Consider the following 20,699-nt stretch of genomic DNA (forward strand, 5'->3'; position numbering starts at 1 on the left):
TTGAGGAGTAAGGTCCATGGCCGTACAACAGAATAAACCAACCCGTTCCAAGCGTGGCATGCGTCGTTCTCACGATGCTCTGACCACGACTACTCTGTCTGTAGACAAAGTATCCGGTGAAACTCACCGTCGTCACCACATCACTGCCGACGGTTTCTACCGCGGTCGCAAGGTTATCGGCTAAGTAGCGATACCTTGACTCGTCTAACCCTGGCGTTAGATGCAATGGGCGGGGACTTCGGTCCCTGCGTCACAGTGCCTGCTTCGTTGCAGGCACTGGCCTCTAATTTACAGCTTCATCTCCTGCTGGTCGGCAATCCCGACGTCATCTCCCCTTTGCTTGCCCACGCCGATCCGGTTCTTCTGGAGCGTCTGCAAGTCGTGCCCGCCGAGTCCGTGATCGCCGGCGACGCCAAACCTTCACAAGCGATACGCGCCAGCCGCGGCACGTCGATGCGCATTGCGCTCGAGCAGCTCAGCAGCGGTAAAGCGCAGGGCTGCGTCAGCGCCGGCAATACCGGTGCGCTGATGGGATTGGCGAAGCTGTTGGTCAAGCCGCTGGAAGGCATCGAGCGCCCGGCGCTGATGACGGCGATCCCGAATCAGCAACGCAGTAAAACCGTGGTGCTGGATTTGGGCGCCAACGTCGAGTGCGACAGCACCATGCTGGTGCAGTTTGCCGTGATGGGCGCGGTGATGGCGGAAGAGGTGATCGGCATTGCGCAACCGCGGGTGGCGCTGCTGAATATTGGCGAAGAAGAGACCAAAGGCCTGGATAATATCCGCGAAGCGGCCGCTGTGCTAAAAAATACTCCGGCAATCAACTATATTGGTTACCTAGAAGGAAACGAGCTGCTCACCGGCAAGACCGACGTGTTGGTGTGCGATGGCTTCGTGGGCAACGTCACCCTGAAAACCATGGAAGGGGTGGTCAGGGTGTTCTTATCGCTGCTGAAATCGTCCGGCGACGGCAACAAGCGAGCGTGGTGGCTGAAATTGTTGGGCCGTTGGTTGCAAAAACGGGTGGTTAAGCGGTTCGGCCACCTGAACCCCGACCAGTATAATGGCGCATGTCTGTTAGGATTGCGCAGCACCGTAGTCAAGAGCCACGGCGCTGCGAACCCTCACGCGTTTGCAGTCGCAATCGAACAGGCTGTGCAGGCGGTGCAGCGGCAAGTCCCGGAAAGGATTGCTGCGCGCCTTGAGGCTGTATTACCTAAGAGTGACTGATCGTACATGTATACAAAGATTCTCGGTACGGGGAGTTATTTGCCCGTACAAGTGCGCACCAATGCTGATTTGGAAAAAATGGTGGATACCTCTGACGAATGGATCGTCACGCGTACCGGTATCCGCGAACGTCGCATCGCCGCTGCGGATGAAACCGTCGCGACGATGAGCTTCCAGGCCGCTGAGAAAGCGCTGGAAATGGCAGGTGTGGCTAAAGAAGACATTGGGCTGATCGTCGTGGCGACCACCACGACCACTCACGCGTTCCCGAGCGCGGCGTGCCTGGTGCAGCAAATGCTGGGCATCAAAGACTGCGCGGCGTTCGATCTGGCCGCGGCCTGTGCCGGCTTTACTTACGCGCTCAGCGTGGCCGATCAGTACGTGAAGAACGGCGCGGTCAAACATGCGCTGGTTATCGGCGCGGACGTCTTGTCGCGCACGCTGGATCCTGAAGATCGCGGCACCATCATTCTGTTTGGCGATGGCGCAGGGGCGGTGGTGCTGGGGGCTTCTGAAGCGCCGGGCATTCTGTCTACCCATCTGCATGCCGACGGCAGCTACGGCAACCTGCTGACGCTGCCGTACAAGGATCGCCAGAATCAAGACAAGCCGGCCTATGTCACCATGGCGGGCAACGAAGTCTTCAAGGTTGCGGTTACCGAGCTGGCGCGCATCGTCGACGAGACGCTGCAGGCCAACAACATGGACCGCAGCGAGCTGGATTGGCTGGTGCCGCACCAGGCCAACCTGCGCATCATCAGCGCAACGGCGAAAAAACTGGGCATGGGGATGGACAAAGTGGTGGTGACGCTCGATCGTCACGGCAACACCTCTGCCGCCTCGGTGCCTTCCGCACTGGACGAAGCGGTGCGCGACGGGCGAATTCAGCGTGGCCAACTGGTGCTGCTGGAGGCCTTCGGCGGCGGCTTTACCTGGGGCTCGGCGCTGGTTCGTTTCTGATTTGGACAGGAAGAAAAAATGACGCAATTTGCTTTTGTTTTCCCGGGCCAGGGGTCGCAGACCGTTGGCATGCTGGCCGAGTTGGCCGCACAGTTCCCGATCGTCGAAGAAACCTTCGGCGAGGCGTCTTCCGCCCTGGGTTACGACCTGTGGCAGCTGGTGCAGCAAGGCCCGGCGGAAGAACTGAACAAAACCTGGCAGACCCAACCGGCTCTGCTGGCTGCCTCGGTGGCGATTTTCCGCGTTTGGCAGCAGCAGGGCGGTAAAGCACCTGCGCTGATGGCGGGTCACAGCCTGGGCGAATACTCGGCGCTGGTCTGCGCCGGCGTGCTGGACTTCAAGGCGGCGATCCGTCTGGTCGAGCTGCGCGGCAAGCTGATGCAGGAAGCGGTGCCGGAAGGTACCGGCGCGATGTACGCCATCATCGGTCTGGACAACGACGCGATCGCCAAGGCGTGTGAAGAGTCTGCGCAGGGGCAGGTGGTTTCTCCGGTCAACTTCAACTCGCCGGGCCAGGTGGTCATTGCCGGCAACAAAGAAGCGGTTGAGCGCGCAGGTGCCGCCTGCAAAACCGCCGGCGCCAAGCGCGCGCTGCCGCTGCCGGTGAGTGTGCCTTCGCACTGCGCGCTGATGAAACCGGCCGCCGACAAGCTGGCCGTGGCGCTGCAGGACATCACCTTCAACGCGCCGCAGGTGCCGGTGGTGAACAACGTCGACGTGCGCACCGAAAACGATCCGGAAGCGATCCGCAGCGCGCTGGTGCGTCAGCTGTACAGCCCGGTGCGTTGGACCGAGAGCGTAGAATTTATCGCAGCACAGGGAGTGACGTCGCTGCTGGAAGTGGGGCCGGGCAAAGTGCTGACCGGTCTGACTAAACGTATTGTTGACACCCTGACGGCTGCGGCGGTGAACGACACCGCCAGCCTGTCGGCGGCGCTTGAACAATAAAGAGGAAAATGATGAGCTTCGAAGGTAAAATCGTTCTGGTCACCGGCGCGAGCCGCGGTATTGGCCGAGCTATTGCAGAAACGTTTGTGGCACGCGGCGCCAAAGTGATCGGCACCGCGACCAGCGAGAGCGGCGCTGAAGCGATCAGCAGCTACCTGGGCGCAAACGGCAAAGGGTTTATGTTGAACGTTGTTGATGCGCAATCTATCGACAGCGTGCTGGCATCGATTCGCGCCGAATTTGGCGAAATCGACATTTTAGTGAATAATGCCGGCATCACGCGTGATAACCTGCTGATGCGTATGAAGGATGATGAGTGGGAGGATATCCTCGACACCAACCTGACTTCCGTATTCCGCCTGTCAAAAGCGGTAATGCGCGCTATGATGAAAAAGCGGTTTGGCCGTATCATCACCATCGGTTCCGTTGTCGGCACCATGGGGAACGCAGGGCAGGCGAACTACGCGGCGGCTAAAGCCGGTCTGATTGGTTTTAGCAAATCTTTGGCACGTGAAGTTGCTTCGCGTGGCATTACGGTCAACGTCGTGGCACCTGGCTTTATTGAGACGGACATGACACGGGCGTTGACAGATGATCAACGCGCAGGCATTTTGTCATCAGTTCCAGCCAACCGGCTGGGCGATGCTAAAGAAATCGCCAGCGCTGTTGCATTTTTGGCCTCTGATGAGGCCGGCTATATCACCGGTGAAACGTTACATGTCAATGGCGGCATGTACATGATTTAAAAAATGTGAAAACCATTTGCGTTATTTGAGGCAAAAACCGCAAAATAGCGTAAAATCGTGGTTTGACCAGCCGGGATTTAGTTGCATCTTTTTCAGCATTTTATACACTACGAAAACCATCGCGAAAGCGAGTTTTGATAGGAAATTTAAGAGTATGAGCACTATCGAAGAACGCGTTAAGAAAATCATTGTTGAGCAACTGGGTGTTAAACAGGAAGAAGTTTTGAACAACGCTTCTTTCGTTGAAGATCTGGGCGCTGATTCTCTTGACACCGTTGAGCTGGTAATGGCACTGGAAGAAGAATTCGACACCGAGATTCCAGACGAAGAAGCTGAGAAGATCACTACTGTTCAGGCAGCTATTGATTTCATCAACGCTAGCCAGCAGTAAGAGAACATATCTAGGCGGTCGCTCGACCGCCTAAGTTTTTTCTATCCCTAGTGTCATATTTTTCCCTCCCTGGAGGACAAACGTGTCTAAGCGTCGAGTAGTTGTGACCGGACTGGGCATGTTGTCTCCTGTCGGCAATACGGTAGAGTCCACGTGGAACGCTCTTCTTGCCGGTCAGAGTGGCATCAGCCTGATCGACCATTTCGATACCACTGCCTATGCGACCAAGTTTGCTGGCCTGGTAAAGAATTTTAATTCCGAGGATTTCATCTCGCGCAAAGATGCGCGCAAGATGGACGCCTTTATCCAGTACGGTATCGCTGCCGGCATGCAAGCCATGCAGGATGCAGGCCTGGACATCACCGAGGCTAACGCCAGCCGCATTGGAGCCGCGATCGGTTCCGGCATCGGCGGCCTGGGTTTGATCGAAGAAAACCACAGTTCACTGGTTAACGGTGGCCCACGGAAAATCAGTCCGTTCTTCGTGCCATCCACCATCGTGAATATGATTGCCGGTCACCTGACAATCATGTACGGCATGCGTGGCCCAAGCATTTCCATCGCCACCGCCTGTACTTCAGGTGTGCACAACATCGGCCATGCGGCGCGTATCATTGCCTACAATGATGCGGACGTGATGCTGGCCGGTGGGGCAGAGAAAGCCAGCACCCCATTGGGCGTCGGCGGCTTTGGCGCAGCGCGCGCCCTGTCCACTCGTAATGACAACCCGCAGGCGGCGAGCCGTCCGTGGGATAAAGACCGCGACGGTTTTGTGCTGGGCGACGGCGCCGGCATGATGGTGCTGGAAGAGTACGAGCACGCGAAAAAGCGCGGCGCGAAAATCTACGCCGAAGTGGTGGGCTTTGGGATGAGCAGCGATGCTTATCACATGACGTCGCCACCGGAAAACGGCGCAGGCGCTGCGCTGGCGATGGAAAATGCCCTGCTTGACGCCGGTGTGACCCCGTCACAAATCGGCTACATCAACGCGCACGGCACCTCTACGCCGGCGGGCGACCAGGCGGAAGCGCAGGCGGTGAAATCCGTCTTCGGCGCCGATGCAGAGCGCGTGCTGGTGAGCTCGACCAAATCGATGACTGGCCACCTGTTGGGTGCGGCAGGCGCGATCGAGTCTATCTTCACCGTGCTGGCGCTGCGCGATCAGGCGGTACCGCCAACCATCAACCTGGATAACCCGGATGAAGGTTGCGATCTGGACTTCGTGCCTCACGAAGCGCGCCAGGTCAGCGATATGGAGTTCAGCCTGTGTAACTCCTTCGGCTTCGGCGGCACCAATGGCTCGCTGATCTTCCGCCGAGTGTAATTCGCGCTGTGGATAGCTGATGAAAAGCCCGGTTTTTTAACCGGGCTTTTTTACGCCTATCGTCTGGACACCAACAGGGCTGCGTATCGCCTCGTCGCCTGCTATTCTGCGAGCGTAATGAAATCACCCGGCAACAGGAGGAAGCATGTACTGGATTAACGGACAACGCCACGATGCGCTGGCGCCGAGCGATCGCGGCCTGCAGTTCGGCGATGGCTGCTTTACTACTGCCCGGGTTATCGATGGTAAAATCGAGCTGCTGCCCTGGCATCTGGAGCGGCTGCAGCAAGCGGCGCAGCGGCTGATGCTGCCCGCCACCGATTGGCTGGCTTTCGAGCGGGAGATGGCGCTGGCGGCCGAATCAATTCCGCTCGGCGTGGTCAAAGCGATACTGACGCGCGGCAGCGGCGGGCGGGGTTACAGCCCGACGGGGTGCGAAAACCCGACGCGTATCGTGGCCCGCAGCAGCTACCCTGCGCACTATTTGCAGTGGCGCGAGCAGGGCATCACGCTTGCGCTCAGCCCGGTGGCGCTGGCGCGCAATCCGTTGCTGGCGGGGTTGAAGCATTTGAACCGCCTGGAGCAGGTGCTGATCCGCGCGCATCTTGACCAGACGGCCGCCGACGAGGCGCTGGTGCTTGACACTGCCGGTATGCTGGTGGAATGCTGTGCGGCTAATTTGTTCTGGCGTAAGGGAAAAGCGGTATTTACCCCGGATCTGAGCCAGGCAGGCGTCGCGGGCCTGATGCGGCGGCGGGTGATCGCGCTGCTGGCGGGCTCGGAATACCGTCTGCACTGCGTCAGTGAACCGCTGGAGACGCTGGCCGATGCCGACGAAGTCCTGGTGAGCAATGCGCTGATGCCGCTGCTGCCGGTAAACGCTGCGCAATCATGGCGCTATGCTTCGCGCCAGCTGTATGATTTTTTGCGTCCACACTGTTAACCATGGCTGATTGATGAAGAAAAGAAAGCTGAAGGTCCTGTCTATTATTGTTGTTCTGGTATTGGCGCTGCTGTTTTGGGGCTACCAGAAGATCGAACGCTTTGCCGATACGCCACTGGCTATCCAACAAGAAACCATCTTCAAACTGCCGGCCGGCACCGGTCGGGTAGCGCTGGAAGGGCTATTGGTGCGCGATAAGCTGGTGCGCAACGGCCGCTGGTTCCAGTGGCTGCTGAAGCTGGAGCCGGAGCTGGCGGAGTTTAAAGCCGGCACCTACCGGTTCACGCCGGGCATGACGGTGCGCCAGATGCTGAAACTGTTGGCCAGCGGCAAAGAGGCGCAGTTCACCGCACGCTTTATCGAAGGCTCACGCCTGCGTGACTGGCAGCAGGTGCTGCAGCAGTCCAAATACCTGAAACACACCCTGGCGGGCAAGAGCGAAGCGGAGATTGCCGCAGCGCTCGGCATTCCTGCGGGAGAAACGCCGGAAGGGCATTTGTACCCGGATACCTATCAGTATACCGCCGGCATGAGCGACATCGCGCTGCTCAAACGCGCACACGTGCGCATGAACAAAGCGCTTCAGGCCGCCTGGGCCGGCCGCGACACCAGCCTGCCGTATAAAACGCCGGAAGAGCTGCTGACCATGGCTTCTATCGTCGAGAAAGAGACCGCGGTGCCGGAAGAGCGCAGCAAGGTGGCGTCGGTGTTCGTCAACCGCTTGCGCATCGGCATGCGCCTGCAGACCGATCCGACGGTGATCTACGGCATGGGCGAAAGCTATAATGGCAACATCACGCGCAAGGATCTGGAGACGCCGACGCCGTACAACACCTATGTGATCGCCGGCCTGCCGCCAACGCCGATCGCCATGCCGGGTGAGGCCTCGCTGCAGGCGGCCGCCAATCCGGCCAAAACGCCATATCTCTATTTTGTCGCCGACGGCAAGGGTGGGCATACCTTCACCACCAATCTGGCGAGCCATAACCAGGCGGTGCGCGTGTACCGTCAGGCGTTAAAGGAAAAGAATGAAAAGTAAATTCGTTGTCATCGAAGGGCTGGAAGGCGCGGGTAAAACCACCGCGCGCGATACGGTGGTCAATGTGCTGCGCGAACACGGGGTCAGCGACATCGTCTTCACCCGTGAACCCGGCGGCACGCCGCTGGCGGAGAAGCTGCGCGATCTGTTCAAGCGCGGCATCGACGGCGAATTGCCGACCATCAAGGCCGAAGTATTGATGCTGTACGCCGCGCGCGTGCAGCTGGTGGAAACCGTGATCAAACCGGCCCTGGCGCGCGGCGCCTGGGTGGTGGGCGATCGCCACGATCTCTCTTCACAGGCTTACCAGGGCGGCGGCCGCGGCGTGGATCCGCAGCTGATGAGCTCGCTGCGCGACACCGTGCTGGGGGATTTTCGCCCGGACTTGACGGTGTATCTCGATCTGCCGCCGCTGGTCGGCCTGCAACGCGCGCAGGCGCGCGGTCAGCTGGATCGCATCGAACAGGAGGCGCTGCCGTTCTTCGAACGCACCCGCGCTCGCTATCTCGAGCTGGCGGCGCAGGATAAAACCATCGTCACCGTCGACGCCGCCCAGCCGCTGGAGCAGGTGACCGCGGCGATCCGCGACTGCGTCGGCCACTGGCTGCGGCAGCAGGAAGGCGCATAATGAACTGGTACCCGTGGCTGAACGGCCCTTATCGCCAGCTGATTGGGCAGTACGCCGACGGCCGCGGCCATCATGCGCTGCTGCTGCACGCGGCGGCGGGCAACGGTGACGATGCGCTGGCCTACGGCCTGAGCCGCTGGTTGATCTGCCAGCAGCGCAACGGTGAAAAAAGCTGCGGCGAGTGCCACAGCTGCCGGCTGATGCTGGCGGGAAACCACCCGGATTATCACGTGCTGGCGCCGGAAAAGGGTAAGAGCAGCCTGGGCATCGAGCCGATCCGCCAGGTGATTGAAACGCTGTACGCCCACGCGCAGCAGGGCGGCGCTAAAGTGATTTGGCTGCCGCAGGCGGAACAGCTGACCGAGGCGGCGGCCAACGCGCTGCTTAAAACGCTGGAAGAGCCGCCGGAGAAAACCTATTTTCTGCTGGGCTGCCGTGAGCCGTCGAGGCTGATGGCGACGCTGCGCAGCCGTTGCCTGTATTGGCATTTGGCCAGCCCGGATGAGCAGCTCAGCCTGCAGTGGCTGGGCCGACAGGCGGCCGGCTCTCAGACGGACCGCCTCACGGCGCTGCGCCTGCACGACGGCGCGCCGCTGGCCGCCGAACAGCTGTTGCAGCCGCAGCAGTGGCAACAGCGCAGCGCCCTGTGCGCCACGTTGAGCGCCGCGCTGCCGCAGCGCGATATGCTGTCGCTGCTGCCGGTGTTGAACCATGAAGACGTCGCCGAGCGCCTGCACTGGCTGTGCGCGTTGCTGGTGGACGCGATGAAGTGGCAGCAGGGCGCGCATCACTATGTATTGAATCAGGATCAGCAGCCGCTGGTGCATCAACTGGCCAGCCTGCTGAGCAGCGCCTCGCTGCAGCAGATCGTGCAGCAGTGGCTGAACTGCCGCCATCAGCTGCTCAGCGTGGTGGGCGTCAACCGCGAGCTGCTGCTGACCGAACAGTTACTTCGCTGGGAACAGATGCTTGGCGCCGCCGGCTATTCCCAACCTCATTCGCTGTAAAGTAAAAGAGTTAAAAATTATGTTGTTAGTCGATTCTCATTGCCACCTTGACAGTCTGGATTATCAAACGCTGCACCAGAATGTGGACGATGCGCTGGCCAAAGCCAAGGCGCGCGACGTCGGCTATGTGCTGGCGGTTGCCACCACGCTGCCGGGTTACCGTTCCATGACCGAGCTGATCGGCGAGCGCAACGACGTGGCCTTCTCCTGCGGGGTGCATCCGCTCAATCTGGAAGAGGGGTATGATTACGCCGAACTGCGTCGCCTGGCGGCGGCGGAGCAGGTGGTGGCGCTGGGGGAGACCGGGCTCGATTACTTCTACCAGAAAGACAACCTTGAGCTGCAGCAGGACTCTTTCCGCGAACATATCCGCATCGGCCGGGATCTGAACAAGCCGGTGATCGTCCACACTCGCGATGCGCGCGCGGACACGCTGGCGATCCTGCGTGAAGAGAACGCACAGGACTGCGGCGGCGTACTCCACTGCTTCACTGAAGATCTGGCCACGGCCGAAGCTCTGCTGGATCTGGGCTTCTACATCTCCTTCTCGGGCATCGTCACCTTCCGCAACGCCGAACAGCTGCGCGAGGTGGCGCGCTATGTGCCGCTGGATCGCATTCTGGTGGAAACCGACTCGCCTTATCTGGCACCGGTGCCGCATCGCGGCAAAGAAAACCAACCCGCCTATGTGCGCGATGTGGCTGAATACATGGCGGTATTGAAGGGCGTCAGCCTGGAACAACTGGCCGAAGCCACCACCGCCAACTTTTCACGTTTATTTCACCTCGAACTGTGATCTTTGACCTAGGCTATAGCTGTAGGTCATTGTCTGCGTAATTTTTTTTAAGCTCGTAATTAATCACTGAAACGGGTAAGGTTCCCTCCCGTTTCAAGGTGATTGATGCGTGTTTTTTGGTCTGTTTCGCCAAACAACAGCCGGTTTATGCAAAGTTACCGCGGCTCGATCATCGAAACGTGATTGTCATCAAACATTGCGCAGGCTATTTATTTTACTCTGCGTAATAAATTCAAGGGGTGCTCAGACACCCTGAATTGCAGGGGTTTTTCTCCCCCCCTTGCAGCGCGAATCATCGCGACAAGAAGTAGCAAAGCATTATTACTCAGGAGCACACTCAACTATGTTCAAGAACGCATTTGCAAACCTGCAAAAAGTAGGTAAATCGCTCATGCTGCCGGTGTCCGTGTTGCCTATCGCAGGTATCCTGCTGGGCGTCGGCTCCGCCAACTTTAGCTGGCTACCTGCGGTAGTCTCCCACGTGATGGCGGAAGCGGGCGGTTCGGTCTTCGCCAACATGCCGCTGATTTTCGCCATCGGCGTCGCCCTGGGCTTCACCAACAACGACGGCGTTTCCGCGCTGGCGGCGGTGGTGGCCTACGGCATCATGGTGAAAACCATGGCGGTGGTTGCGCCGCTGGTGCTGCACCTGCCGGCTGAAGAGATTGCGGCCAAACACCTGGCGGATACCGGTGTGCTCGGGGGGATTATCTCCGGCGCCATCGCGGCCTATATGTTCAACCGCTTCTTCCGCATTCAACTGCCGGAATACCTGGGCTTCTTTGCCGGTAAGCGTTTCGTGCCGATCATTTCCGGTCTGGCGGCGATCGTTCTGGGCGTAGTGCTGTCCTTCATCTGGCCGCCGATCGGTACGGCTATCCAGACCTTCTCGCAGTGGGCGGCTTATCAGAACCCGGTCGTGGCCTTCGGCATTTACGGCGTGGTTGAGCGTGCTCTGGTGCCATTCGGTCTGCACCACATCTGGAACGTACCGTTCCAAATGCAAATCGGTGAATTCACCAATGCGGCGGGCCAGGTATTCCACGGCGACATCCCTCGCTACATGGCGGGCGACCCTACCGCGGGCAAACTGTCCGGCGGCTTCCTGTTCAAAATGTACGGTCTGCCTGCTGCGGCCATCGCCATCTGGCACTCGGCCAAGCCGGAAAACCGCGCGAAAGTCGGCGGCATCATGATCTCCGCCGCGTTGACCTCGTTCCTGACCGGTATCACCGAGCCGATCGAGTTCTCCTTCATGTTCGTCGCGCCGATCCTGTACGTGATCCACGCTATCCTGGCCGGCCTGGCGTTCCCAATCTGCATCCTGTTGGGCATGCGCGATGGCACCAGCTTCTCGCACGGCCTGATCGACTTTATCGTACTGAGCGGCAACAGCAGCAAAATCTGGCTGTTCCCAATCGTCGGCATCGTCTACGGTCTGGTGTACTACACCATCTTCCGCGTGCTGATCGCCAAGCTGGATCTGAAAACTCCGGGCCGTGAAGACACCGCTGCCGAGCAGACTGCGCAGGGTGGTTCCGAAATGTCCGCGGCGCTGGTTCAGGCCTTCGGCGGTAAAGAAAACATCACTAACCTGGATGCTTGTATCACCCGTCTGCGCGTCAGCGTGGCCGACGTGTCCAAAGTTGACCAGGCGGGCCTGAAGAAACTGGGCGCAGCCGGCGTAGTCGTCGCTGGCTCCGGCGTGCAGGCCATCTTCGGCACCAAGTCCGACAACCTGAAAACCGATATGGACGAATACATCCGTAATCATTGATCCAGGCAGGGGAGTTATCAAGGGAGGCGAAAGCCTCCCTTTTTTATTGCCTGCCGTCAGGCGCCAAGGCGCTGTTCGAGTTCGGCGAGAGAAGGGAGGAACCAGACCTGTTCGCCGCGGTTGGCTTCACGCACGAAATCTTGCAGCGCGTTGCTTTGCGCCAGCCAGGGGGAGATATCGCCCAGCAGCGCAACGCGCAGGCGGTAGTTGATGAATTTCTGCAATACGGCGCCGGCAATGCCGCTTCTGAGCTGGAAAAAGGCGGCGTCGAGGCGGTTGACGGGGAGGGCAATCATCCCGGCATCGTGTTCAAAGGCGGGCGCGATAAACAGGCTGACGTCGTTTTCGTCTTTCAACAGCGGCCCGGCTTCGGCGAACACCACCAGGCGCAGATCGTGGATTTGCTGCACGGCGTAGCTCATCGGCGCTCCGGGGGTCAGGGTTTGGCGTGCTTTTGCAGGTAATGCTCGAACACCGCCAGCGTTTCGTCCGAGATATGGTGCTCAATCCCTTCGCTGTCCAGCTCGGCGGTTTCGCTCGGCACCCCGACGCACATCAGCAGATCGACCACGATGCGGTGACGGCGGCGCACCTTCTGCGCCAGCAGCTCGCCTTCCTCGGTTAAAAACACCCCGCGATAAGGGCGCGATTCCACCAGTCCGGCGCTTTTCAGCCGCGCGATATTTTTGATCGCCGTCGGGTGAGACACGCCGAAGCGGCGCGCGATATCGGTGGTTCTGGCTTCGCGGGTGCTTTGCAGCAAATCGGCGATCAGCTCAACGTAATCTTCGATCAGCGCATTGGACTGCGCTTCGCGGGCGCGGCTAAAACGCAGGGCGTGCTCGGCCTCGTCCGGCATGTCGGTCTGGGCGTGGCGGTCGGCGTTATCTGGCGCGCGGGTAACCATAGCGTGGGGCGTCCTGTAAGCATAAAAATGGCGTCTCCCGGCAATGCGGGGAGGGTTGCCCTAAGTTAGTCCAAATAGCACACATTATCAATTCGATGCCACGCATTGTGGTAGTTAGAAATATCTCTACACAAAGCCAATGAATTTCGCCTGTTGCATAAAGTGTAGCCGATGCTACATTGTCGGCATGGTAGGTGGAAAAATAACCAGTGAAAGATTGAGGGTAATTCATGCGTGACGCGGCAACCACTCCATCGTTAACCGAACGGACCAACATCGCGATTGGCGCCGCCCTTGCCGGACGCAAGCGCGGCGCCTTTACGCCGTTGCTGTTCGCCGGCCCGGCGGTGATTGCCTCTATTGCCTATATGGATCCCGGCAACTTCGCCACCAATATTCAGGCCGGGGCGAAATACGGCTACAGCCTGCTGTGGGTGGTGGTGATGGCCAACCTGATCGCCATGCTGTTCCAGGCGCTGTCGGCCAAGCTCGGCATCGTCACCAACCGCAATCTGGCGGAGATGTGCCGCGACCAGTTTTCACGGCCGGTAGTGATCGGCATGTGGCTGCTCAGCGAAGTGGCGGCGATGGCCACCGATCTGGCGGAGTTTCTCGGCGGGGCGATCGCGCTGGCGCTGCTGTTCCATATGCCGCTGCTGGCGGGGATGGGGGTGACGGCGGTGATCACCTATGCGCTGTTGATGGTGGAAAAGAAAGGTTTCCGCCCGGTCGAGCTGATGATCGGCGGCCTGGTGGGCATCATCGCGCTGTGCTATCTGGTGGAGATGTTCATCGTACCGGTGGACTGGCAAGCGGCCGGCCTCGGCATGGTGACGCCGCAGTTGCCGGACGCGCAGGCGCTGACCATCGCCGTCGGCATTATCGGCGCCACCGTGATGCCGCACGCCATTTTCCTGCACTCGGGGCTGACCCAGCACCGCAGCCCGGCCAGCGACAACGGCGAGCGGCGCAAGCTGCTGCGTTTTTCCAATATTGAAGTGGTGATCGCGCTGGCGCTGGCCGGGCTGGTGAATATTGCGATGGTGATCATGGCCTCGAGCGCCTTCCACGCCGGTAACAGCGACGTGGCCGAAATTGGCACCGCCTACCATACGTTGACGCCGCTGTTCGGCGCGGCGGCCGCCGGCATCTTCCTCGCTTCGTTGATCGCCTCCGGCATTTCCAGCTCGGTGGTGGGCACCATGGCCGGGCAAATGATCATGCAGGGCTTCGTTGGCTTCCGCATTCCGGTGTGGGTGCGCCGCCTGGTCACCATGGTGCCGGCGTTTATCGTGGTGGCGATGGGCGTCAACGCCACCGACGCGCTGGTCTATAGCCAGGTGGTACTGAGCCTGGCGCTGCCGGCGCCGATGATTGCGCTGGTGATGTTCACCCGCCGCCGCGACATCATGGGCGAGTTCGCCAACGGCCGCTGGACCAGCCTGGCGGCGGTGGTCGGCACGGTGGTGATCGTGCTGCTCAACGTGGTGCTGCTGTTGCAGACCTTCGGCGTCGATATTCCCGGTTTGGGGTGATCTTGTGGGCCGCGCGGGGCGCGGCCGCGTCGCTAAATTATAAATTTCCCACACCACCGTCCATCTGCAGCTCGGCGCCGACCATAAAGGCCGACTCGTCTGCCGCCAGAAACACCGCTGCTTTTGCCAGCTCCAGCGTGCTGCCCATGCGGCCGATCGGCACCAGCGCGCGGATATCGTTGCGTAATGCCTGTTCATCCGCTTCCGCCAACCCCAGCTTACCCAACGCCGGGGTTTCGGTCGGGCCGGGGCTGAGGCCGTTAAGGCGAATGCCGCGCGCGTGCAGCTCACCGGACAGCGTTCTGGCCAGCGACAGCAAGCCGGCTTTGCTGGCGGCGTAGGCGCTGCTCTGCGGCAGGCCGATATGGGCGCTGACCGAACCGCACAGGATCACCGAAGAAGGGTTGGCCAGCAGCGGCAGCAGCGCCTGGATCAGAAAAAACGGCCCCTTCAGATTGATGTCCATCAGCCGCTGATAGCTCTGCTCATCCCACTCCTGCAGCGGGCGATGCGTAACGTCGCCGGCGTTGATGTACAGCACGTCCAGCCGCGGCCACCGTTGCCCCAGCCGCTGCGCCAGTTCGCGCTGCTGCGGAATATCGCCGGCGTCGCTCAGCAGCAACAGCGTCTTGCCACCCAATGCCTGGCCCGCCGCGTCCAGGGCGCTTTGGCTGCGCCCGGTGATCGCCACCGTTGCGCCCTCGGCGATGAACTGGCGGGCGGTTTCCAACCCGATGCCGCTGGTGCCGCCGGTAATCAATGCGTATTTGCCTTGCAGTCGTGCCATAACCGATTCCTCTTTAGCGTCAGTTGCGGCATTATTTGCGCTATAGTTCCTTTTGCATAGTAGGCACCTTTTGGATACTAAAGGACGAGGTGGGATGAAATGACGGCGCAAGCGCCATTCGCGGCGGAAAATAATTTGGCGGCGTTGCCGCCGGCGGGCGAACCCTGCCCGATGGTGGACTTCGTCAATCTGGTGTCGGGCAAGTGGGCGATACCCATCCTGTACCGACTGATAATGATCGACGGCCCGGTGCGATTCAGCGAGCTGCAGCGGGCGGTGGCGCCCATTGCGCAAAAAGAGCTGACGCGTCAGCTGCGGCTGTTCGAGCAGCGTGGCCTGGTGACGCGGCAGGTGTTTCCCGAAGTGCCGCCGCGGGTGGAGTATCAGGTCACCGCGCTCGGTAAATCGCTGCGGCCGACGCTGGATTCGCTGGCCGAGTGGATGCGTCGGCACGCGCCGCAGCTGATCGGCGGCTAGTCGCCGATGCCCGGCGGATTGATGGCGGAGCGCTCGACCTTTTCGTCGCCTTCGCCCCAGCGCTCCAGCACCTGCGCGTATTCGCCGCTGACGATGACGCCGTTGATGGCGGCGTTGACGGCGTTCACCAAACCGTTGCCTTTTTTGGTGGTGACCGCGACGTAGGCCACGCTGGGGCCGATGCCGACCATTTTGGTTTTGCCGGTCAGCGCCGCCTTGTAGGCGCCGGTGGAGTGGGGGCCGAAGAACGCATCGGCGCGCCCGGACTGAATGCTCAGGTTAGTGGCGGCGTCGTCGGTGACGTAGATCGGCTGCACCGGCGGCAACCCGGCGGCGCGGTTTTGCTTATCCCATCCCAGCAGTATGTTTTCCTGATTGGTGCCGGATCCGACGATGATCCGCAGCCCGGCGACGTCCTGCGGCCGGTTGATCGAGGTGATGTGGCTGGTGGATTTGACGTAAAAGCCCAGCGTGTCCACCCGATAAGTGGCGAAGTCGAATTTGGTCTTGCGCAGTTTGGTGACGGCGATGTTGAAGATCGCCGCGTCGTATTTGCCGGCGCTGATGCCCAGCGGCCAATCTTCCCACGAGGTAGGCACCAGATTCAGCTCCAGCCCAAGGCTGTCGGCCACCAGGCGGGCGATGTCCGGATCGCTGCCGATCAGCGTTTTATTGTCCTCGGCGAACAGCGCCAGCGGCGGAGAGTTCTCGAACGCCACCGCCACCGTCAGCTTGCCGGGCACCGCGAAGTGAAAGTTTGCCGGAATCAGTGCGATAGCGGCCGGGTTTTTCTCCGCGCGTATCGGCTCTCGGTTAGCCTGCAGATCGATACCGCCCGCCGTTGCCGCCTGCACGGCGGCGCTCAGCAACAGCGCGCACAGCGCCGAAATCCTCAGTGGCATAGCACCCTCTATCCTTTGTTAATCATGGGGTTACTATTGGCGGCGGCGCGGGGTAAGTAAAGCAACAATAGTGAATAACCAAAGTGAAAAGATGCACAAGCGGGGCGCCGGGCTGCGCGAATCTGCAGCACTCGACGTGGAAAGTGCGCAATCAGGTTGAAAGCAGTAGAATTTGTCACTCATACTGCGTACAGCTAATTGTGTAAAACAAGGAACGCCAGATGGCCGAAGAAACGATTTTCAGTAAAATTATCCGCCGCGAAATCCCTGCTGATGTGGTTTATCAGGACGAACTGGTCACCGCTTTCCGTGACATCTCTCCCCAGGCACCCACCCATGTGCTGATCGTTCCCAACGTGCTGATCCCAACCGTCAACGACGTGACCGTGGAGCATGAAGCCGCGCTGGGCCGCATGATCACCGCCGCAGCGAAGATCGCCGAACAGGAAGGCATCGCCGAGGACGGCTACCGCCTGATCGTCAACTGCAACCGCCACGCCGGTCAGGAGGTCTATCATATTCACATGCACCTGGTCGGTGGCCGCTCGCTGGGGCCGCTGCTGTCACGTTAAGCGAGGAAATCATGCGCGGTAAAAAAACTCTCCGTGGTCTGATGGCGTTGGCGCTGCCCGCCGCGTTGCTGATGGGATGCAGTTCACCGCCCGGCATCGCGGTCAACCAAGGGCAGACGGTGGTGATGGATCCTTCGGTGCTGACCGCCGGCATTTTGGCCGATACGCCCTCGATTTCGAACGCCTCTGGGCGGGTGATGGCGACCTCGGTGCTCAACAACAGCCAAATGACGCCGGTCACCGTACATTACCGCTTCTATTGGTACGACGCGCAGGGGCTGGATATTCGCCCCTTCGAGAAACCGCGCGAGATCGTGGTGGCGCCCGACTCGGACGCCAAAATTTACTCGATTAACGGCAATCTGGACGCTAAAAGCGCGCGTCTGTATCTGTACCTGTAAGCGCTTGCCAGGTTTGGAGAAAAAGCATGAAAAAGTACGTCTTAGTGGCGCTGGCCGCATTAACCCTCAGCGGCTGTCTGTCGCGCCCGCCTGAGTCGGAACAACCGTTGCCGCCGGTCACCGTCGAACCGGAACAGCCGACGCCGCCGGTCGAGCAGCCGCAGCCGCCAACCACCGAGCCGGTGCCGCAGCCGCCGAAAATTCAGCAGCTCGACTGGCTGGGCAGCGTCCAGCCGCTGGTGGGGCAGATGCTGAAGGCCGATGGCGTCACGGCCGGCAGCGTGCTGCTGCTGGACAGCGTCAAGAACAACACCAACGGTTCGCTGCAGATGGGCAAAGCTACCGCGGCGCTGTACAAGGCGCTGGCGTCGAATTCCACCTTCAGCGTGGTGCCGGAAGCGAAGCTGACCAGCGCCAGACAAACGCTGGGCCTGTCGGCGGATGACAGCTTCGGTTCGCGCAGCAAGGCGATTGGCCTGGCGCGCATCGTCGGCGCGCAGTACGTGCTGTACAGCGACGTCAGTGGCGACGTGAAGTCGCCGGCGTTGGATATGCAGCTGATGCTGGTGCAAACCGGCGAGATCGTCTGGTCGGGCAATGGCGCCGTTAAACGCTGAGGCCGCGCTGCGACGATTGATGGAAACCAGACTGCCGGCGGTGAATACCGCCGGTTGTCATTTCAGCCCGGTGCAGGGGCTGACCGGCGAGAGCTGGCGCATCGACGGCGCGGGCATCACGCTGTTGGCGCGCCAGCACAGTGCGGAAAAACGCGCGCTGGGCGTGAGCCGACGGCGGGAAGCGCGGGTCTTGCGCCGCTGCGCGCCGGGGCTGGGGCCGCGGGTTTTCGCACAGAATAATCAGTGGCTTATCCTCGAATGGCTCGAAGGTGACGTCGTCACAGATGCCGAGTTTGCGGCGCTGAATGAGCGCGGCGAGCTGGCGGCGATGGCGGCGGAACTGCATCGGCGGCCGCTCAGCGGTTACCGGCTGGATCTGCGGCGGCAGTTCCTCCGCTACTGGCCGCAGCTGGATACGCGGCGTGTAACCCCCGCCTGGCTGCGCCTGCAGCGCCATTTTTTGCTAAGTGTGCCGCCACGGCCGCTGCGCCTGGCGCCGCTGCACATGGACATCCACCCGGGCAATTTGCTCGCCACCGGTGAGGGGCTGCGATTGATCGACTGGGAGTATGCCGCCGACGGCGACGTGGCGCTGGATATCGCCGCGCTGTTTCGCGGCAATGGTTGGTCGGCCGGGCAGCAGCAGCGCTTTTTGCAGCACTACGCGCGCCAGGGCTATCACGATGCCGCCCGGCTGCAGGCCCAGGTGCGGGGCTGGCTGCCGTGGGTGGATTATCTGATGCTGCTGTGGTTTGAAGTGCGCTGGCAACAGAGCGGCGACGCCGAATTTTTACGCTGGGGCGCTGCAGTGCGCCGGCGACTTTGTTTATCATCATCCGAATTCTGAACGAACAATAATGAAGTGAGGTGCCCGTGGGCCCAGTAATGCTAGATGTCGCCGGCTATGAGCTGGATGCAGAAGAACGCGAGATTTTGAAACACCCGCTGGTTGGCGGATTGATCCTGTTTACCCGCAACTTCCACGATGCGGAGCAGCTGCGTGAGCTGGTGCGCCAGATCCGCGCCGCCTCGCACGATCGGCTGGTGGTGGCGGTAGACCAGGAGGGCGGGCGCGTGCAGCGCTTCCGCGAGGGCTTCACCCGCCTGCCGGCGGCGCAGTCGTTCGCCGCGTTGCACGATGCGCAGGAAGGCGGCCGGCTGGCGCAGGAGGCCGGCTGGCTGATGGCGGCGGAGATGATCGCGCAGGATATCGACATCAGCTTCGCACCGGTGCTGGACATCGGCCACGGCAGCGCGGCGATCGGCGAGCGTTCGTTCCACAGCGATCCGCAGCAGGCGCTGGCGATGGCCGAACGCTTTATCCTCGGCATGCACAGCGCCGGCATGAAAACCACCGGCAAACACTTCCCTGGGCACGGCGCCGTCAGCGCCGATTCGCACAAGGAAACCCCGCGCGATCCGCGGCCGCTGGCGCAGATCCGCGAGCATGACATGGCGATCTTCCGCGAGCTGATCAACCGCCAGCTGCTGGACGCCGTCATGCCGGCCCACGTCATCTATACTGAAGCGGACCCGCGCCCGGCCAGCGGCTCGCCTTACTGGCTGCAGCAGATCCTGCGTCAGGAGCTGGGCTTCGATGGCGTGATTTTCTCCGACGATCTGTCGATGGAAGGCGCCGCCATCATGGGCAGCTACGCCGAGCGCGGCCAGGCGGCGCTGGATGCCGGTTGCGACATGATCCTGGTGTGCAACCACCGCGAAGGTGCGGTCAGCGTGTTGGATAACCTGTCCCCGGTCAAAGCAGAGAAGGTGAAGCGGTTATATCATCGCGGTCAGTTCACCCGTCAGGAACTGCGCGACTCCGAGCGCTGGCAGCAGGCGCACAAGGCGCTTAGCGCGCTGAGCGAACGCTGGGAGGAGCACAAGCAGCGTTCGCAGGGGTGAATCCAGGCGCCGCATCGCGGCGCAGAGCGGAAATGATGAGGGCCGCGCCCGCGGCCCTTGGCTTGTTGCGAGGATCCACATGATTATCTATTTGCACGGCTTCGATTCCACCAGTCCCGGCAATCATGAAAAGGTGTTACAGCTGCAGTTTATCGATCCGGACGTGCGCTTCATCAGCTACAGCACGCTGCATCCGCGTCACGACATGCAGCATCTGTTGAAAGAGGTGGACAAGGCGGTGCAACAGGGCGGCGACGCGAACCCGTTGATCTGCGGGGTCGGCCTCGGCGGTTTCTGGGCGGAGCGCATCGGCTTCCTGTGCGGCATTCGCCAGGCGATGTTCAACCCGAACCTGTATCCGGAAGAGCACATGCACGGCAAGATAGACCGGCCGGAAGAGTATCGCGATATCGCCACCAAGTGCGTGGAGGATTTCCGCGAGAAGAACCGCGACCGCTGTCTGGTGGTGCTGTCGCGGCACGATGAGGTGCTGGATAACCGGCGCAGCGCCGAATTGCTGCATCACTACTACGAGATCGTGTGGGATGAACAGCAGACGCACAAGTTCAAAAATATCTCCCCCCATCTGCAGCGGCTCAAGGCGTTCAAGGCGCTGGGTTAACAGTTTCATAACGCTGCCGTGAGCCGCGCTTCCCGTTTTTCACCGGCGGAAAGTGCGGCTTTTTTGTGCGCCCAGGCAAGATTTTGCGTGGCAATCGGCAAAATTTAAAACTGTGACTCAGCGCTAACTATTTGAATCACAATCGCCAAAAAATCCTCGCGTCCAGCCTTTAACCAAAAAAATTT

Annotated in this window: 25 protein-coding genes; 21 read left to right on the plus strand and 4 right to left on the minus strand. The window is 60.6% G+C overall.

Translation table 11 applies throughout. The features are described from left to right. Positions 1–16 precede the first annotated feature (16 nt). The 13 genes from rpmF (at position 17) to ptsG (ending at position 11,789) form a co-directional block, all read left to right on the plus strand. A complete protein-coding gene (gene rpmF, locus SSARUM2_RS09330) occupies positions 17–184 on the plus strand; it encodes a 50S ribosomal protein L32 (RefSeq protein WP_004927778.1) in 168 nt (55 codons plus the stop codon). 11 nt (positions 185–195) lie between these two features. Beyond that, positions 196–1,230 carry a phosphate acyltransferase PlsX gene (plsX, locus tag SSARUM2_RS09335; protein WP_071883797.1) on the plus strand — a complete coding sequence of 345 codons (1,035 nt, stop codon included), beginning with the start codon at positions 196–198 and terminating at the stop codon, positions 1,228–1,230. A 6-nt stretch (positions 1,231–1,236) separates the two neighbouring features. Beyond that, a complete protein-coding gene (locus tag SSARUM2_RS09340) occupies positions 1,237–2,190 on the plus strand; it encodes a beta-ketoacyl-ACP synthase III (RefSeq protein ID WP_025302411.1) in 954 nt (317 codons plus the stop codon). Positions 2,191–2,208: 18 nt separating this feature from the next. Continuing rightward, complete coding sequence (fabD, locus tag SSARUM2_RS09345) at positions 2,209–3,138, plus strand: ACP S-malonyltransferase (RefSeq protein ID WP_060453014.1); 930 nt, start codon at positions 2,209–2,211, stop codon at positions 3,136–3,138. Between the two features lie 11 nt (positions 3,139–3,149). Further along, positions 3,150–3,884, plus strand: a complete 735-nt coding sequence (fabG, locus tag SSARUM2_RS09350) for a 3-oxoacyl-ACP reductase FabG (protein ID WP_016928193.1) — start codon at positions 3,150–3,152, stop codon at positions 3,882–3,884. A gap of 154 nt (positions 3,885–4,038) precedes the next feature. Beyond that, complete coding sequence (acpP, locus tag SSARUM2_RS09355) at positions 4,039–4,275, plus strand: acyl carrier protein (RefSeq protein WP_004719003.1); 237 nt, start codon at positions 4,039–4,041, stop codon at positions 4,273–4,275. A gap of 82 nt (positions 4,276–4,357) precedes the next feature. Continuing rightward, on the plus strand, positions 4,358–5,599 hold the full coding sequence (fabF, locus tag SSARUM2_RS09360) for a beta-ketoacyl-ACP synthase II (RefSeq protein WP_033638042.1): 1,242 nt from the start codon (positions 4,358–4,360) through the stop codon (positions 5,597–5,599). A gap of 145 nt (positions 5,600–5,744) precedes the next feature. Further along, on the plus strand, positions 5,745–6,542 hold the full coding sequence (gene pabC / locus SSARUM2_RS09365; RefSeq protein ID WP_015377453.1) for an aminodeoxychorismate lyase: 798 nt from the start codon (positions 5,745–5,747) through the stop codon (positions 6,540–6,542). Positions 6,543–6,555: 13 nt separating this feature from the next. After that, a complete protein-coding gene (gene mltG, locus SSARUM2_RS09370; RefSeq protein ID WP_033646443.1) occupies positions 6,556–7,581 on the plus strand; it encodes an endolytic transglycosylase MltG in 1,026 nt (341 codons plus the stop codon). After that, a complete protein-coding gene (tmk, locus tag SSARUM2_RS09375; RefSeq protein ID WP_033646442.1) occupies positions 7,571–8,209 on the plus strand; it encodes a dTMP kinase in 639 nt (212 codons plus the stop codon). Before mltG ends, tmk begins: the two co-directional genes overlap by 11 nt. Beyond that, positions 8,209–9,216 carry a DNA polymerase III subunit delta' gene (holB, locus tag SSARUM2_RS09380; RefSeq protein ID WP_033655059.1) on the plus strand — a complete coding sequence of 336 codons (1,008 nt, stop codon included), beginning with the start codon at positions 8,209–8,211 and terminating at the stop codon, positions 9,214–9,216. The genes tmk and holB overlap by 1 nt, the downstream gene beginning before the upstream one ends. A gap of 19 nt (positions 9,217–9,235) precedes the next feature. Beyond that, on the plus strand, positions 9,236–10,012 hold the full coding sequence (locus SSARUM2_RS09385) for a metal-dependent hydrolase (RefSeq protein WP_016928186.1): 777 nt from the start codon (positions 9,236–9,238) through the stop codon (positions 10,010–10,012). Between the two features lie 343 nt (positions 10,013–10,355). Continuing rightward, a complete protein-coding gene (gene ptsG / locus SSARUM2_RS09390; protein ID WP_016928184.1) occupies positions 10,356–11,789 on the plus strand; it encodes a PTS glucose transporter subunit IIBC in 1,434 nt (477 codons plus the stop codon). 56 nt (positions 11,790–11,845) lie between these two features. Here ptsG and SSARUM2_RS09395 read toward each other — a convergent pair whose 3' ends face one another. Both SSARUM2_RS09395 and mntR read right to left on the minus strand, forming a co-directional pair. Next, a complete protein-coding gene (locus SSARUM2_RS09395; protein ID WP_060453013.1) occupies positions 11,846–12,211 on the minus strand; it encodes a DUF4180 domain-containing protein in 366 nt (121 codons plus the stop codon). A gap of 14 nt (positions 12,212–12,225) precedes the next feature. Beyond that, a complete protein-coding gene (gene mntR, locus SSARUM2_RS09400) occupies positions 12,226–12,696 on the minus strand; it encodes a manganese-binding transcriptional regulator MntR (RefSeq protein WP_033638048.1) in 471 nt (156 codons plus the stop codon). Between the two features lie 230 nt (positions 12,697–12,926). On the opposite strand from mntR, the gene SSARUM2_RS09405 reads away from it, so the two are divergent. After that, the gene (locus SSARUM2_RS09405; RefSeq protein WP_004928764.1) at positions 12,927–14,231 is read left to right on the plus strand and encodes an Nramp family divalent metal transporter; all 1,305 of its coding nucleotides are present in this window, start codon (positions 12,927–12,929) and stop codon (positions 14,229–14,231) included. Between the two features lie 37 nt (positions 14,232–14,268). Here SSARUM2_RS09405 and SSARUM2_RS09410 read toward each other — a convergent pair whose 3' ends face one another. Further along, positions 14,269–15,018, minus strand: coding sequence for an SDR family oxidoreductase (locus tag SSARUM2_RS09410; protein WP_049213163.1), 750 nt, complete (start codon positions 15,016–15,018; stop codon positions 14,269–14,271). Between the two features lie 99 nt (positions 15,019–15,117). Here SSARUM2_RS09410 and SSARUM2_RS09415 point away from each other — a divergent pair, with 99 nt between their 5' ends. Then, positions 15,118–15,495 carry a helix-turn-helix domain-containing protein gene (locus SSARUM2_RS09415; RefSeq protein WP_072265263.1) on the plus strand — a complete coding sequence of 126 codons (378 nt, stop codon included), beginning with the start codon at positions 15,118–15,120 and terminating at the stop codon, positions 15,493–15,495. Here the strand turns inward: SSARUM2_RS09415 and SSARUM2_RS09420 are convergent. After that, positions 15,492–16,397 carry a transporter substrate-binding domain-containing protein gene (locus tag SSARUM2_RS09420; protein WP_060429931.1) on the minus strand — a complete coding sequence of 302 codons (906 nt, stop codon included), beginning with the start codon at positions 16,395–16,397 and terminating at the stop codon, positions 15,492–15,494. The genes SSARUM2_RS09415 and SSARUM2_RS09420 overlap by 4 nt on opposite strands. A gap of 221 nt (positions 16,398–16,618) precedes the next feature. Here SSARUM2_RS09420 and hinT point away from each other — a divergent pair, with 221 nt between their 5' ends. The 6 genes from hinT to ycfP all read left to right on the plus strand — a co-directional run bounded on the left by hinT (position 16,619) and on the right by ycfP (position 20,514). Continuing rightward, entirely contained in the window at positions 16,619–16,969 is a 351-nt protein-coding gene (gene hinT, locus SSARUM2_RS09425) for a purine nucleoside phosphoramidase (RefSeq protein ID WP_004928776.1), read from the plus strand. An 11-nt stretch (positions 16,970–16,980) separates the two neighbouring features. After that, positions 16,981–17,370 carry a YcfL family protein gene (locus SSARUM2_RS09430; protein ID WP_033638052.1) on the plus strand — a complete coding sequence of 130 codons (390 nt, stop codon included), beginning with the start codon at positions 16,981–16,983 and terminating at the stop codon, positions 17,368–17,370. 26 nt (positions 17,371–17,396) lie between these two features. Continuing rightward, positions 17,397–17,987 (plus strand): penicillin-binding protein activator LpoB, encoded by a 591-nt coding sequence (lpoB, locus tag SSARUM2_RS09435; RefSeq protein ID WP_060438828.1) that lies wholly within the window; start codon positions 17,397–17,399, stop codon positions 17,985–17,987. Next, entirely contained in the window at positions 17,968–18,834 is an 867-nt protein-coding gene (thiK, locus tag SSARUM2_RS09440) for a thiamine kinase (protein WP_060429877.1), read from the plus strand. The genes lpoB and thiK overlap by 20 nt, the downstream gene beginning before the upstream one ends. A gap of 38 nt (positions 18,835–18,872) precedes the next feature. Further along, complete coding sequence (nagZ, locus tag SSARUM2_RS09445; protein ID WP_033646434.1) at positions 18,873–19,892, plus strand: beta-N-acetylhexosaminidase; 1,020 nt, start codon at positions 18,873–18,875, stop codon at positions 19,890–19,892. A 79-nt stretch (positions 19,893–19,971) separates the two neighbouring features. After that, positions 19,972–20,514 carry an alpha/beta hydrolase YcfP gene (gene ycfP / locus SSARUM2_RS09450; RefSeq protein ID WP_039566586.1) on the plus strand — a complete coding sequence of 181 codons (543 nt, stop codon included), beginning with the start codon at positions 19,972–19,974 and terminating at the stop codon, positions 20,512–20,514. The last annotated feature ends 185 nt before the right edge of the window (positions 20,515–20,699 follow it).

Source organism: Serratia sp. K-E0102 (assembly GCF_029962625.1).
Taxonomy (GTDB): domain Bacteria; phylum Pseudomonadota; class Gammaproteobacteria; order Enterobacterales; family Enterobacteriaceae; genus Serratia; species Serratia sarumanii.